This window comes from Methylobacterium sp. P1-11 (genome assembly GCF_008329595.1).
In the GTDB taxonomy this organism is placed as follows: domain Bacteria; phylum Pseudomonadota; class Alphaproteobacteria; order Rhizobiales; family Beijerinckiaceae; genus Methylobacterium.
The window spans coordinates 33,061-45,925 of record NZ_NPKS01000032.1; the positions used below are offsets into that span (position 1 = coordinate 33,061).

At 69.9% G+C, this 12,865-nt stretch carries 12 protein-coding genes; 3 read left to right on the forward strand and 9 right to left on the reverse strand.

All coding sequences use genetic code 11. From position 1 onward, the window contains the following. Nucleotides 1–16: 16 nt before the first annotated feature. The 5 genes from CIW48_RS25735 to bla form a co-directional block, all read right to left on the reverse strand. A complete protein-coding gene (locus CIW48_RS25735; RefSeq protein WP_149313287.1) occupies nt 17–1,303 on the reverse strand; it encodes a porin in 1,287 nt (428 codons plus the stop codon). 208 nt (nt 1,304–1,511) lie between these two features. Further along, nucleotides 1,512–2,360, reverse strand: a complete 849-nt coding sequence (gene panC / locus CIW48_RS25740) for a pantoate--beta-alanine ligase (protein ID WP_149313288.1) — start codon at nt 2,358–2,360, stop codon at nt 1,512–1,514. A 132-nt stretch (nt 2,361–2,492) separates the two neighbouring features. Beyond that, nucleotides 2,493–2,849: a hypothetical protein gene (locus CIW48_RS25745; RefSeq protein ID WP_149313289.1), complete on the reverse strand. Its 357-nt coding sequence runs from the start codon at nt 2,847–2,849 to the stop codon at nt 2,493–2,495. Between the two features lie 66 nt (nt 2,850–2,915). Then, nucleotides 2,916–3,401, reverse strand: coding sequence for a YbaK/EbsC family protein (locus CIW48_RS25750; protein WP_149313290.1), 486 nt, complete (start codon nt 3,399–3,401; stop codon nt 2,916–2,918). Between the two features lie 11 nt (nt 3,402–3,412). Then, nucleotides 3,413–4,291 carry a class A beta-lactamase gene (gene bla / locus CIW48_RS25755; RefSeq protein WP_149313291.1) on the reverse strand — a complete coding sequence of 293 codons (879 nt, stop codon included), beginning with the start codon at nt 4,289–4,291 and terminating at the stop codon, nt 3,413–3,415. A 123-nt stretch (nt 4,292–4,414) separates the two neighbouring features. Here bla and mnmE point away from each other — a divergent pair, with 123 nt between their 5' ends. Beyond that, the gene (gene mnmE / locus CIW48_RS25760; RefSeq protein ID WP_149313292.1) at nt 4,415–5,740 is read left to right on the forward strand and encodes a tRNA uridine-5-carboxymethylaminomethyl(34) synthesis GTPase MnmE; all 1,326 of its coding nucleotides are present in this window, start codon (nt 4,415–4,417) and stop codon (nt 5,738–5,740) included. Nucleotides 5,741–5,780: 40 nt separating this feature from the next. On the opposite strand, the gene CIW48_RS25765 is transcribed toward mnmE, so the two are convergent. After that, complete coding sequence (locus tag CIW48_RS25765; protein WP_149313293.1) at nt 5,781–6,260, reverse strand: hypothetical protein; 480 nt, start codon at nt 6,258–6,260, stop codon at nt 5,781–5,783. A 181-nt stretch (nt 6,261–6,441) separates the two neighbouring features. Continuing rightward, entirely contained in the window at nt 6,442–8,064 is a 1,623-nt protein-coding gene (locus CIW48_RS25770; protein WP_149313294.1) for an ABC-F family ATP-binding cassette domain-containing protein, read from the reverse strand. A 175-nt stretch (nt 8,065–8,239) separates the two neighbouring features. Between CIW48_RS25770 and CIW48_RS25775 the strand changes: the two genes are divergently transcribed. Then, a complete protein-coding gene (locus CIW48_RS25775; RefSeq protein ID WP_149313295.1) occupies nt 8,240–8,500 on the forward strand; it encodes a hypothetical protein in 261 nt (86 codons plus the stop codon). A gap of 147 nt (nt 8,501–8,647) precedes the next feature. Here CIW48_RS25775 and CIW48_RS25780 read toward each other — a convergent pair whose 3' ends face one another. Both CIW48_RS25780 and CIW48_RS25785 read right to left on the reverse strand, forming a co-directional pair. Next, entirely contained in the window at nt 8,648–9,562 is a 915-nt protein-coding gene (locus tag CIW48_RS25780; RefSeq protein ID WP_149313296.1) for a neutral zinc metallopeptidase, read from the reverse strand. Between the two features lie 143 nt (nt 9,563–9,705). Next, the gene (locus CIW48_RS25785; RefSeq protein ID WP_149313297.1) at nt 9,706–10,593 is read right to left on the reverse strand and encodes a uracil-DNA glycosylase; all 888 of its coding nucleotides are present in this window, start codon (nt 10,591–10,593) and stop codon (nt 9,706–9,708) included. 412 nt (nt 10,594–11,005) lie between these two features. On the opposite strand from CIW48_RS25785, the gene CIW48_RS25790 reads away from it, so the two are divergent. After that, entirely contained in the window at nt 11,006–12,679 is a 1,674-nt protein-coding gene (locus CIW48_RS25790; RefSeq protein ID WP_149313298.1) for an electron transfer flavoprotein-ubiquinone oxidoreductase, read from the forward strand. The last annotated feature ends 186 nt before the right edge of the window (nt 12,680–12,865 follow it).

Below are 12,865 nucleotides of genomic sequence, written 5' to 3' on the forward strand. Positions count from 1 at the left end.
GCCGGCCGTTCGCCCCTCACCAGTAGATCTGCAGGCGCGCGATCACCGTGTCGACCGAGAACGGAGCCGTGCCCAGGGTCTCGGATTGGGCCTCTCCCGGTTGCACGCGCCCGTGGACGATGTTCCCGATCAGCCGCAGATTCGGCTCGGGATACCAGCTCAGGCCGAGGGTCACGTCGCGCTCGCGGCCTCCGCGGAAGCCGCGGGCGTTCAGGTCGACGGCGCTGTAGCGCGCGGCCAGTTCGAACACGCCGATCCCGCCCCGGGAGACCCGCTGCGCCTCCGGGACCGTTACGCCCCTGAAGGTCGCGTAGGTCGTGCCGCTCTGAGGCGTCAGCGCGTAGCCGCGGCCTTCGCCATTCAGCACCAGGGCCGCCTCGATATAGCCGCCCTGGAAGTCGAGCCCGGAGCCGGATTGGCCGGGGCCGCGGAATGGCTGCAACGCGGCGCGGACATACTCCGCCTGCACCAGCAACGGACCGCGGCGATAGGCCAATTCGGCGCCGACCCGCGATACCGTGGCGGCGTCGGGGAGATCGCCGGTATCCACCAGGGGGCGTGTGAACAGGAAGGCTCCGGCGGGACTTGAGAAGCTGAAGGCGCCGTCGGACCGCGACCGACTGCGGACGATCCCGGCGAGGCCGAGATGGAGGGTCTCGTCGGCGGTCATGATCGGCGCGACGGTGGCGCGGGCCGCCACCGCGACGCCGTCCCCGGCGATGCCGCTGCTGGCGGCGTTGCCGAACACGCCGGCCACCGCGGTCCAGGCCTGCCCGTGATGCCCGGCCGCGACGCCGAATCGGCGCTCCGGTACGAGAGCATTGGCAACCGAACGCTCGACGAACAGGATGTCGTTGTTGCTCTGCAGCCATTCCAGGCTGAACGGCTCCTTCATGTTGCCGAGGGTCAGGATCGTGTCCGGCAGTCCCTTCCAGGCGACCAACGCATCGTTGATCGGCAGCATCGGGTCGGCGAAATCGTACTGGAAGGCGATGACCCAGTCGCGGCCGATGGTGAGCGTCGGCTCGATCCAGGCGCGGCGCACGGCGACGTTGTCGGGAAAGGCCTCGGGCAGGTTCGGCCGGCTGAAACCGGCGGTGCCGCCGTCGATGTGCAGCCGGCCACCGATCTGGAGCTCCACGTCCGGTTCGGGGAAAGTGAGGGTCAGCCCCTTCGCGTCGTAGCGCAGGCGCTCGCCGTAAGGACCGGCCATGCCCTCGAACGCGTCCTCCCCGGCGCCGGCGGGGACCGCCAAGGCGAGGGATGCGGCCAGGACGGCCGGTGCGGTGCGCGTTCCGATCACGGCACCAGCAGAGAGCAGGTCGGCGGGGCGGCGCCAATCACATGACGTAGCAAAATCCGAAACGCCGGGGCGCCGTGACCCGGCGGCCACAACCTCCGGTGAGCGGCCGGATGACGGAGGTGGTTGACGAGCGGGTCGAGGGCTGAGGCGCAATCATGCCCGGGCATGGTTGGGCCGGCCCTGCCTGTCCGGTCCGGGCCCGGCCGGCCTACACGGCAAGATTATCGATCAGCCGGGTCCGACCCAGGAAGGCGGCGGCGACCACGCGGGCCGGGCCGTCCACCCGCTCCACCGGCGCCAAGGTCCGGGCGTCGCAGACCGCAAGATACTGGACCCGGAACCCTGCCGCCTCGAGCGCGGCCCGTCCGGCGGCGATCCGGCCGGCCACGGGGGTGCCGTTGCGGGAGGCGGCCGCGATCTCAGCCAGCACGGCCTGAAGCTTCGGCGCGACGGCACGCTCCTCGGCCGACAGGTAGCGGTTGCGCGACGACAGGGCGAGACCGTCGGGCTCCCGCACCGTCGGCACGCCGCGGATCTCCACCGCGAGGTCGAGATCCGCCACGGCCTGCTGGATCACGCGAAGCTGCTGGAAATCCTTCTCGCCGAACAGGGCGACATCCGGCCGGACCTGGTTGAGGAGCTTGGTCACCACCGTGGCGACGCCGGCGAAATGGCCGGGCCGGAACGGTCCGCACAATCCCTCGGTCAGGCCCGCGACCTCGATCCGGGTGGCGAAGCCCGGCGGGTACATGGTCTCCATGCCGGGCGTCCAGGCTGCATCCGCACCCGCCTGCGCCAGCAGGGCCAGATCGGTCTCCAGATCGCGCGGATAGCGGGAGAAATCCTCGTTGGGGCCGAACTGGGTCGGATTGACGAAGATGCTCGCCACCGTCCGCCGGCCGATCCGCCGCGCCTCGGCCACGAGAGCGAGATGCCCGTCATGCAGGGCGCCCATGGTCGGGATCAGGACGATGCGTTCGCCCGCCGCGCGCCACGCGGCCACGCATCCACGCAGGGCTGCGAGGTCACGGAAGGACTGAAGGGTCGGCTCGGACACGGGACGGGCTCCGGGGGAGGGCAGGGCCGGTCTAGAGCATGATGCGGGCAGGTGGAATCCGGCAATCCGGGAACGGCCTGCGCGGTACGGCCTGGGAGCGTCGCGAGATCTGGCGCGCCGCGCGTCTCGGCGTCAGGGGCAGTAGGGCAGGAGGGAGCGCCCGAACGGATCGTCGACGCCCAGCGGCGGCGTGAAGCCGTAATAGCTCGGATGCCCGAGGCCGTATTCGGAGCCGACATAGCTCGGATCGTCCGGCGCGTTGGTGGGCACCGGCACCCGCCTGGGCGTGCAGCCCACCGGCACGACACGGGACCGGATGGCGTAGACCGGGCGACGGTCGAGCCCGTCATTGCGCGGGAAGAAGCGCGGGCTGGCCCGCACGCCCATCTCGGCGGTGCCGCGGATGTCGAGATCCGCCGCGTGGCCGGCTCCCGCGAGCAGCAGAACGAATCCGAGCGCCGTGACCGCCCTGCGCCCCGTCGCCCGCATGCCGCCTCACCTCCGCCGAAAGGCGGCACCGTGCGACGGCAGGGTAAACGGACGATTACCGCGCCGTCACGTGAGCGGCACGACGAGAGCCTTCAGGACGGCGACGAGATCGCCCTCGGTCAGGCGGATCTGCAATCCCCGGCCGCCGCCGTTGACATGAATGTCGGCCCCCGGCTCCGTCAGGGACCCGGCATCGATCGCAGTCGGGACCGGCCGCTTCTGCCCCAGAGGGCTGATGCCACCGACATGGTAGCCGGTCAGCCGCTCGGCATCGGCGGGCTTGAGCATGGCGGCCGCCTTGCCCGAGAAGGCGGCGGCGACCCGCTTCATTGACACCTCCTTGTCGGAGGCCACGAGCAGGCAGATTGTCCGCCCGTCCACGGCGGCCATCAGGGTCTTCAGGACCCGTCCGGGCGCGACCCCGAGCGCCTCCGCGGCCTGCAGGCCGATGCGCGGGGCGTCCGGATCGTAGGCGTAGACATGGAGGCTGTGGCGGATGCCGGCTCTGTCGAGGGCGAGCGTCGCACGGGTCGTCTTGGCGGGCGTCTTCATGGTTGGTCCGGTCAGGCGGAATGGACTCGCGCGGCGACGATCCGGCCGATCTCCGCGTAGGCCGCCGCGATGGTTTCCGCGGAGGCCGTCGATCCGGTGAGATAGACCGCCACCAACACCGGCGCATGCCCGGGCGGCCGCAGGATCGCCACGTCGTTGACCGAACCGTTATCGCCGCTCCCGGTCTTGTCGCCCGCGATCCAGTCGGACGGCAGCCCGGCCCGCAACCGCTTGCGACCGGTCTCGCAGGCGCCCATCCAGGCGTCCAGCCGGCCGCGCGAGGCCGATGACAGAACGGTGCCCAAGAGGATCCGGCCCAGGGTCGTCCGCATGGCGCCCGGCGTGGTCGTATCGCGCGGGTCACCGGGGAGCGCCGTGTTGAGGGTCGGCTCGGTCCGGTCCAGGCGCGTGACGGGATCGCCGGTCCCACGGAGCCATGCGGTCAGCGCCTCCGGGCCGCCTAGGCTGGCCAGGAGCAGATTGGCGGCAGTGTTGTCGCTCCATACGATCGCAGCCGAGCAGAGGTCCGAGACCCGCATTTGCCCGCTTCCTGCGCCGGCCTCCAGCGCCGTCCGGGTCACCGGCGCATAGCTCAGGAGGTCGCCGGGACCGTAGGCGACGATCCGGTCGAGGGTCTCGCGGCCGGCATCGACCCGTGCCAGCACCGCCGCCACAGCCAGAACCTTGAAGGTGCTGCACATCGGGAACCGCTCGTCCGCACGGTAGGCGCTGAGGACGCGGTCCGCGGTGGCGGCCGAGATCCCCAGTCGGCCGTCGAGCCGACGCTCGATGGCGCCCCAATCCGGCTCCGCCTCGGCGGCGCGGAGGGGGAGGGCGAAGGGCGCGGCGAGCAGGCCGAGGCTGACGGCGCGGCGGGTCCTGAAAAGCATGACGCATCCCGGTTCGATGTCGCGACGCCTCGACCCGGCGCAGCAGCGCGACGCCGGGATGGTATAGGGCACCAGCGCTTGTTTCACGTGAAACTCTGCCCTACCGCGCGGCCCTGTCGGACCATGAATGCAACCGAGACTCTCTTCGCGCCGGCCAGCGGCTTCGGCCGGGCCGCCGTCGCGGTGATCCGCATCAGCGGCCCGGCCGCGCACGACGTGCTGGTCACCCTCGGCGGAAGGCTGCCGACACCCCGACGGCTGTCGCTGCGCCGCCTTCGCGATCCGTCCGACGGCGCCGAACTCGACCGGGCTCTGGTGGCGTGGTTTCCCGGGCCGGACACGTATACCGGCGAGGATATGGGAGAACTGCACCTCCATGGCGGCGCAGCGGTGCGGATGCGCGTTCTCGCCACCCTCGCCCGGCTTCCGGGCTGCCGCCCGGCCGAGCCGGGGGCCTTCACGCGCCGTGCCGTTCTCAACGGTCGAATGGATCTGGCTGAGGCCGAAGCCGTCGCCGACCTGATCGATGCCGAGACCGAGGGTCAGCGCCGCCAGGCCCTGCGCCAGCTCGATGGCGCCCTCAGCCGGCAAGTCGCCGCGTGGCGTGCGGAGGCGATCGATTGCCTCGCCGCCGCGGAGGCCGCGCTGGATTTTGCCGATGAGGGCGACGTGGACGATGCCGGGCTCGATGCCGCCCTGTTCGACCGCGCCGCGCGCCTTCGGGAGGCAATCGCCGCGACGTTGCATGATGGGCAAAGGGGCGAACGCCTGCGCGAGGGATTCACCGTGGTCTTGGCGGGGGCGCCCAACAGCGGGAAGTCGACCCTGCTGAACGCGCTGAGTCGACGGGACGTGGCGATCGTCTCGGACAGTCCCGGAACGACCCGCGACGCCATCGAGGTTCGGCTCGATCTCGGCGGCCTTCCCGTCCTCCTGGTTGACACGGCCGGCCTCCGCGAGACCGCGGAGCCGATCGAGGCGGAGGGCATCGCGCGGACCCGGGCGCGGATCGACACGGCCGATCTCGTAATCGCGCTGGTGCCCCCGGATGGGACGGTCCCCGAGCTTGGGCCAACCCGTAATCCGATCCTATGGGTCCACACGAAGGCCGATCTTTTTGCCGGCTCAGAAAACTCGCGAGACGCGGACCTTGTAGCTGTATCGGCCCGAACGGGCGAAGGGCTGGTGACGTTGCTCGATGACATCCAAGCCGCGGCCGAATCCGGCCTCGGCACCGGCGACGCGCTGATCACCCGCGCTCGCCACAGGGCCGCGCTCGAAGCCTGCGTCACCCATCTCGACCGCCTCCTCAAGGGCGCAGGTGGTCTGCCAGAGCTGGCAGCGGAGGATCTGCGGCTCGCCGTCCGGGCGCTGGGCGAGGTCGCGGGCCATGTCGGCGTCGAGGATGTGCTCGATCGGCTGTTCAGCGGCTTCTGTATCGGAAAATAGTTCTATTGCCGGCTAACATGACATTCCTTGGCGTGCTGACCTATTGCGGGATTCGGAGGATCCGCGGCCGCCAGATGCCGAGCGCGACATTCGCGGTCGCGACCGCCAGCAGTACCCAGAGCGTGCCGCGCTCGCCGGGAAGCGATACGGCGAGCAGGGCAGGATCGACGAGACCGGCCAGCGCGCGGGCGCTCAGCTCGGCCTCCTGCTTCATCGGTCCCTGTATGTAGACCAGGCCGCCCTCGAACATCAGGATCCCGGTGGCGAGCTTCAGCCACGCCCAGCCGGCATTCAGGAAGGCGCGGTTCAGGGCCATCGCCAGCAGGCCGGACATCAGCGTCATGGCCAGGGCGGGCAGGAAGATCCAGGTGGCCACGGCCCCCATCGCCCCCCGCATCGCCGCGTATCCTGCCAGGGCGGACGGCGCGGGCGCGAGGCTCAGCATGACCACCAGGGACGCCATCGCGCCCAGCAGCCCGGCGGACCCCATCGTGTGGAGGAATTTCAGCAGGCGTCGCACGGCGTCTCACCCGGGCCGTTTCGGCGAAGCCTAGCGCGGGGCGTTCCGGGGAGATAGCGGCGCGCCAGTCGCAGGGCGTCGGGACGGCGTCCACCCTTGCGAGCGACGCGATGCGATCCCGTGCCGAGGTCTGGAGACGTCGCAGCCGGAGTCGCTTCGCCGCCCTCGCGGTGACGGCGCATCAGCCCCGCAGGCCCGGCGCCTCCTGGCCGGTGCGGGCCACGTATTCGGTGTAGCCGCCCCCGTATTGGTGAATGCCCTCCGGCGTCACCTCAAGCACCCGGTTCGACAGGGCCGCCAGGAAGTGCCGATCGTGGGAGACGAACAGCATCGTACCCTCGTAATTCGCCAGCGCCGTGATGAGCATCTCCTTGGTGCCCATGTCGAGGTGGTTGGTCGGCTCGTCGAGCACCAGGAAGTTCGGCGGATCGTAGAGCATCAGCGCCATGACCAGCCGGGCCTTCTCGCCGCCCGAAAGCACCCGGCAGCGTTTCTCGACGTCATCGCCCGAGAAGCCGAAGCAGCCGGCCAGCGCCCGCAGCGACCCCTGGCCCGCCTGCGGGAAGGCCTCTTCCAGGGTCTGAAAGACAGTGCGGTCGCCGTCGAGCAGATCCATGGCGTGCTGGGCGAAGTAGCCGAGCTTGACGCTGCCGCCGACCGTGACTGAGCCGTCGTCCGGTGTGGTGGTGCCGGTGACGAGCTTCAGCAGCGTCGACTTCCCGGCGCCGTTGATCCCCATCACGCACCAGCGCTCGCGGCGGCGCACCGAGAAGTCGAGGCCCTCGTAGATCGTACGGCTGCCGTATCGCTTGTGGACGCCTTTCAGCATCACGACATCGTCGCCGGAGCGGGGCGCCGGCTGGAACTCGAAGGCGACCGATTGCCGCCGCCGGGGCGGCTCGACGCGCTCGATCTTGTCGAGCTTCTTCACCCGGCTCTGCACCTGGGCGGCGTGGGAGGCCCGGGCCTTGAAGCGCTCGATGAAGGCGATCTCCTTGGCGAGCATCGCCTGCTGGCGCTCGAACTGGGCCTGCTGCTGCGCCTCGTTGAGCTTCCGCTGGCCCTCGTAGAAGGCGTAGTCGCCCGAATAGGTGGTGAGCGCGCCGCCGTCGATCTCGATGACCTTGGTCACGATGCGGTTCATGAACTCGCGGTCGTGCGAGGTCATCAGCAGGGCGCCGTCATAGGCCTTCAGGAAGGATTCGAGCCAGATCAGGCTCTCGAGGTCGAGGTGGTTCGACGGCTCGTCGAGGAGCATCACGTCCGGGCGCATCAGCAGGATGCGGGCGAGCGCCACGCGCATCTTCCAGCCGCCCGAGAGGGCGCCGACATCGCCGTCCATCATCTCCTGGCTGAAGCTGAGGCCGTCGAGCACCTCGCGGGCCCGGCCCTCCAGGGCGTAGCCGTCGAGCTCCTCGAACCGGGCCTGGACCTCGCCGTAGCGCTCGATCAGGGCCTCCATCTCGTCGGCGCGGTCCGGGTCGGCCAGAGCCGCGCCGAGTTCGGCGAGTTCGGCCGCCACCGCGCTCACGGGGCCGGCGCCGTCCATCACCTCGGTGACGACGCTGCGGCCGGCCATCTCGCCGACATCCTGGCTGAAATACCCGATGGTGATGCCCCGGTCGGCGGCGACCTGGCCCTCGTCGGGCTGCTCCTGGCCGATGATCATCCGGAACAGGGTGGTCTTGCCGGCCCCGTTCGGGCCGACGAGCCCGACCTTCTCGCCCCGCTGCAGGGCGGCCGAGGCCTCGATGAAGACGAGCTGCCGCCCGTTCTGCTTGGTGATTTTGTCCAGGCGTATCATGGAGAGCGGGCGCGGTATCCGGAAGGAATCTCCCGGGGCGCTTACGGCATGGATCGAGACGGCGCAAAGACGGGATGGGCCTCGCGGGACGGGCTTGCGCTGCGTGCAGGCGAAGCCAGACCCGGGGAGCCGAAGCCGAGGCTCGGCCGTTACCCCGCGCAACACGAGGAATGCGATGCTGTTCGGTTGGTGGATGACGGGGATGGATATGGCCATGCTCGGCCTGGAGGCTCAGGGCGTGATCGCCCAGCGCATGGCGATGTTCGCCCTGGGCGGCCCAGCGGCCCAGGCCGAGGCGCAGCTCATGGTGACCGAGAAGATGCTGGCCGCCGGCGAGGCGGCCATGATGCTGGCCACGGGGGCTTCGAACGGCAAGGTGATCCGCAGCTACCGGCGGAAGGTCCAGGCCAACGCGCTGCGGTTGAGCCAGGGGTAAGGGAGCGGCCCCAACCGAGGGGCCGCCGCGTCACCGCGAGCGCAGGCCAGCGACCCAGGGCAGCGCGCCCTGGATCAGCGTCGCGCCCTTGGATTGCGTCGGGACGCTCGCAAGGACGGAAGCCGGCGCGCTCGCGACGCCTCTGCCTCAGTTGTTCGCCGTCCGGAACGTGTCGCACGCCTTGGTCTGGCCGCTCTTGTAGCCGGCCATGAACCAGCGCTGGCGCTGGGCTGAGGAACCGTGCGTGAAAGAATCCGGCACCACGTACCCGCGCGAGCGCTGCTGGAGGGCGTCGTCGCCGATCTGGGCGGCGGCGTTCAGCGCCTCGTCGATGTCGCCCTGATCGAGCTCGGCATACTTGTCGTTGGAGTTCTTGGCCCAGACGCCGGCGAGGCAATCGGCCATCAGCTCGATCCGCACCGACAGGGCGTTCGCCTCGGTCTTGCTCGAGGCCTGCTGCTGACGGGCCTGGACCTTGCCGAGGATGCCCAACACGTCCTGGACGTGGTGGCCGACCTCATGGGCGATGACATAGGCGTAGGCGAAGTCACCCTTCACGCCGAACTTCGAGGCCATCTCCTTGAAGAAGCCCGTGTCCAGATAGACCTTCTTGTCGAGCGGGCAGTAGAACGGCCCCATGGCGGCCTGAGCCGAGCCGCAGCCGGAGCGGGTGCCGCCGGTATAGAGCACCAGCGTCGTCGGGGTGTATTGCTTGCCGGTCTGTTGCGGCAGGATCTGGCTCCACACGTCCTCGGTGTTGCCCAGGATCTTGGAGGCGAACCGCCCGCTCTCGTCGGTCGGCGCCTGCCGCCGCTTCGCCTGCGTCTGCGGGTCCGCGGGCTGTTCCTGCTGAGCGCGGCCGCCGCCGATCCGCTCGGCGCCGCCGATCAGGATCGCCGGGTTGATGCCGGTGAAATAGCTGATGATCAGCAGCACCACGATCGTGCCGATGCCGAGGCCGCCGGCGCCGCCGCCGGGGAAGCCCATGCCGCCGCCGCCACCACCGCCTTCGCCGCGGCGATCCTCGACATTGTCGGAGCTGCGTAGATCTTCCCAGCGCATGGTTGGGTCCCGCCATCGATTCTGCGCCGGCCGCCTCGGGCAGGCTGGGATTGGCTATGCGTCGTTCTGTCCGGCCGATGGCGCACCAGCAGCGGGAACGAAGCTCTAATGGCGGGAGGGGAGACCCGGTTCCGCCCGCGCGGTCAAGCTTTCCCGTCCAGCAACGACCGCAGGGCGCGGAAATCCCGCCACGCCAGGCGCTTCTGCACGGGCTGGCGCAGCAGGAAGGCCGGGTGGAGCGTTGCCAGCAGCTTCACCTCGCGGTTCGGCAGCCTGTATGGGAACAGCCGGCCGCGGGTGCGCAGGATGCCATCCTTGCTGCCGGTGAGCGTCTGGGTCGCGGGTGCGCCGAGGCAGACGATGATGTCGGGGTCGACCAGCTCGATCTGGCGCTCGACGAAGGGCCGGCACACCGCCACCTCCTGGGGGGTCGGGTTGCGGTTGCCCGGCGGCCGCCAGGGCACGATGTTGCCGATATAGGCGCTCGACCGGTCGAGCCCGACCGCCTTCATCATCTTGTCGAGGAGCTGGCCCGAGCGGCCCATGAACGGCTTGCCGATCCGGTCCTCGTCGGCGCCGGGCGCCTCGCCGAGAAACATCACCCGCGCCTCCGGATTGCCGTCGGCGAAGACGAGGTTCTTGGCGGTGAAGCGCAGCGGGCAAGCGTCGAACTCGGCCAGGATCTGTTCCAGCTCGTCGAGCGTCTTGGCCTGGCGCGCCCGGGCGCGGGCGTCGCTCGCGGCCTCGTCGGGCTGGGCGCTGGCGGCGCGGCCGAAGGTGCGCGACGGCGCGGCCGGCGGCGATCCTGCGGGCGGCGATCCGGGCGGCGGAACGAGCGTGTTGGCGGTCGCATCGGCCTGAACGGCGGGCCGGCGCGCGACGCGCAGGGTCGGCGCCGGCGAATCCGTCTCGCCGAAGCGGTCGTGCGGCTGCTCGTCGAGCGCCGCGTCGGCCCCGGCCTCCACGTGGAAGTCGAGATAGGCGATCAGGTCGGCTTGCGCGTCGGTGGGGCTCGGCATGGGATCAAGCATGTGGGGCGGCCGAGGCCTGTGGACAACTCTCGAAAGCGGCCCGCCACCAAGGACTTGCGTGACCGAACAGCGCGGTGCCCACGGCGCGGGGACATCCATCGTCCGACCCACCCCCTCATCCTGAGGTGACCGCGTCAGCGGGCCTCGAAGGAGGTCTCCAGCGGACCCCGAGATCCCTGGAGCCCTCCTTCGAGGCCTCCGCTGCGCTCCGGCACCTCGGGATGAGGGCGGGATGACCCGCATGGCTCGTCCCGTGAAACCGAGCCGTGCGGCAAAGGGAACTTTGCCATAACCCTGGGCGTCGGCAACTTGCCTTTCTAGCTTGGAATCGCTTGAGACGGCATCGGGAAGGCCGGCCCGTCGACGAAGCGGGTGCTGGAAGAAGAACCGGAACAAGAAAAGGAGGCTGAGGATGGCGCTGCCCGAACGCGAGAGCATGGATTTTGACGTGGTCGTGGTGGGCGCCGGCCCGGCCGGCCTCGCCACCGCGATCCGCCTGAAGCAGCGCGCCGCCGAGATCGGCGAGGAGATCTCGGTCGTCGTCGTCGAGAAGGGCTCGGAGGTCGGCGCCCACATCCTGTCGGGTGCGGTGATCGACCCGATCGGTCTCGACCGGCTCCTGCCCGAATGGCGCCAGGATCCGGAGCGCCCGCTCAAGACGGAAGTTCAGCGCGACGAGTTCATGATGCTCACCAAGAACAGCGGCATCACCCTGCCGAACCTGTTCTTCCCCAAGCTCATGTCGAACCACGGCAACTTCGTCGGCTCGCTCTCGAACGTCTGCAAGTATCTCGGCGCCCAGGCCGAGGCGCTCGGCGTCGAGATCTACCCGGGCTTCCCGGCCTCCGAGGTGCTGTTCGACGGCGACGGCGCCGTGGCGGGCATCGCCACGGGCGATCTCGGGATCGGCAAGTCCGGCGAGCCCCGCGAGGATTACACCCGCGGCATGGAGCTGCGCGCCAAGTACACCGTGTTCGGCGAGGGCGCCCGGGGCAACCTGACCAAGGGGCTGATCCAGCGCTTCGCCCTCAACCGGCACAGCGATCACTTCAAATACGGACTCGGCGTGAAGGAGCTCTGGCAGCTCGCGCCCGGCAAGTTCGAGCCGGGGCTCGTGCGCCACACGATGGGCTGGCCGCTGCCCAACAAGGCCGGCGGCGGCTCCTGGCTCTACCATTTCGACGACAACCTGCTCTCGGTCGGCTTCGTCACGCACCTGAACTACGAGAATCCGACCCTGTCGCCGTTCGAGGAGTTCCAGCGCTTCAAGACCCACCCGCTGATCGCCGAGACCTTCGAGGGCGCCAAGCGCATCGGCTACGGCGCGCGCGCCATCATGGAGGGCGGCTGGCAATCGGTGCCGAAGCTGGTCTTCCCCGGCGGCTGCCTGGTCGGCTGCTCGGCGGGGTTCGTCAACGTGCCGCGGATCAAGGGCTCGCACAACGCGGTGCTCTCCGGCATGCAGGCGGCCGACGCCATCGCGGACGCATTGAAGGCGGGCCGCGCCGGCGATGAGCTCATTGCCTACGAAGCCGGCTGGCGCGACAGCCCGATCGGGCAGGACCTGAAGGCCGTGCGCAACGTCAAGCCGCTCTGGTCGAAATACGGTACGCTGGTCGGCGTCGGGCTCGGCGGCATCGACATGTGGGCGACCAGCATCCTCGGCGCCTCGCCGTTCGGCACGCTCAAGCACGGCAAGCCGGATCACGCCTGCCTCAAGCCGCTCTCCGAGGTGACGCCGATCGTCTACCCGAAGCCCGATGGCAAGCTGACCTTCGACCGGCTCTCCTCGGTCTACCTGTCGAACACCAACCACGAGGAGGACCAGCCGCCCCACCTCAAGGTCCGCGACCTGGAGCTGCAGAAGCGCTCCGAGCACGACGTCTACGGCGGACCCTCGGGGCGCTACTGCCCGGCGGGCGTCTACGAGTGGGTGGAGGACGCGTCCGTCAGCGACGGCGTGCGCTACCAGATCAACGCCCAGAACTGCGTCCACTGCAAGACCTGCGACATCAAGGATCCGAACCAGAACATCGACTGGGTGACGCCGGAGGGGCCGGGCGGGCCGAACTACCCGAACATGTGAGGACCGGTCTCGGCTTAAGAGCCGGGACGCGCCGTCTTCGTGAGCGCAGCGGAGCGATGACGGTAGGGCAGCCGACCCGGTCGTCCGCTTCGCGCCATCCTTTCGCCTTGCGGGGCTGGCGGGATGGGTTCAGTGTCCCCAGCGTTTTTTCGGGGATGCCCCGCCATTCTCGCGCCCGGCCCCTGA

Coding starts and splice junctions, on each gene's coding strand:
- CIW48_RS25745 (WP_149313289.1), bottom strand. CDS start 2,849: ATGCGGGCGACGGGGCGCAGGGCGGTCACGGCGCTCGGATTCGTTCTG.
- CIW48_RS25750 (WP_149313290.1), bottom strand. CDS start 3,401: ATGAAGACGCCCGCCAAGACGACCCGTGCGACGCTCGCCCTCGACAGA.
- bla (WP_149313291.1), bottom strand. CDS start 4,291: ATGCTTTTCAGGACCCGCCGCGCCGTCAGCCTCGGCCTGCTCGCCGCG.
- mnmE (WP_149313292.1), top strand. CDS start 4,415: ATGAATGCAACCGAGACTCTCTTCGCGCCGGCCAGCGGCTTCGGCCGG.
- CIW48_RS25770 (WP_149313294.1), bottom strand. CDS start 8,064: ATGATACGCCTGGACAAAATCACCAAGCAGAACGGGCGGCAGCTCGTC.
- CIW48_RS25775 (WP_149313295.1), top strand. CDS start 8,240: ATGCTGTTCGGTTGGTGGATGACGGGGATGGATATGGCCATGCTCGGC.
- CIW48_RS25780 (WP_149313296.1), bottom strand. CDS start 9,562: ATGCGCTGGGAAGATCTACGCAGCTCCGACAATGTCGAGGATCGCCGC.
- CIW48_RS25785 (WP_149313297.1), bottom strand. CDS start 10,593: ATGCTTGATCCCATGCCGAGCCCCACCGACGCGCAAGCCGACCTGATC.
- CIW48_RS25790 (WP_149313298.1), top strand. CDS start 11,006: ATGGCGCTGCCCGAACGCGAGAGCATGGATTTTGACGTGGTCGTGGTG.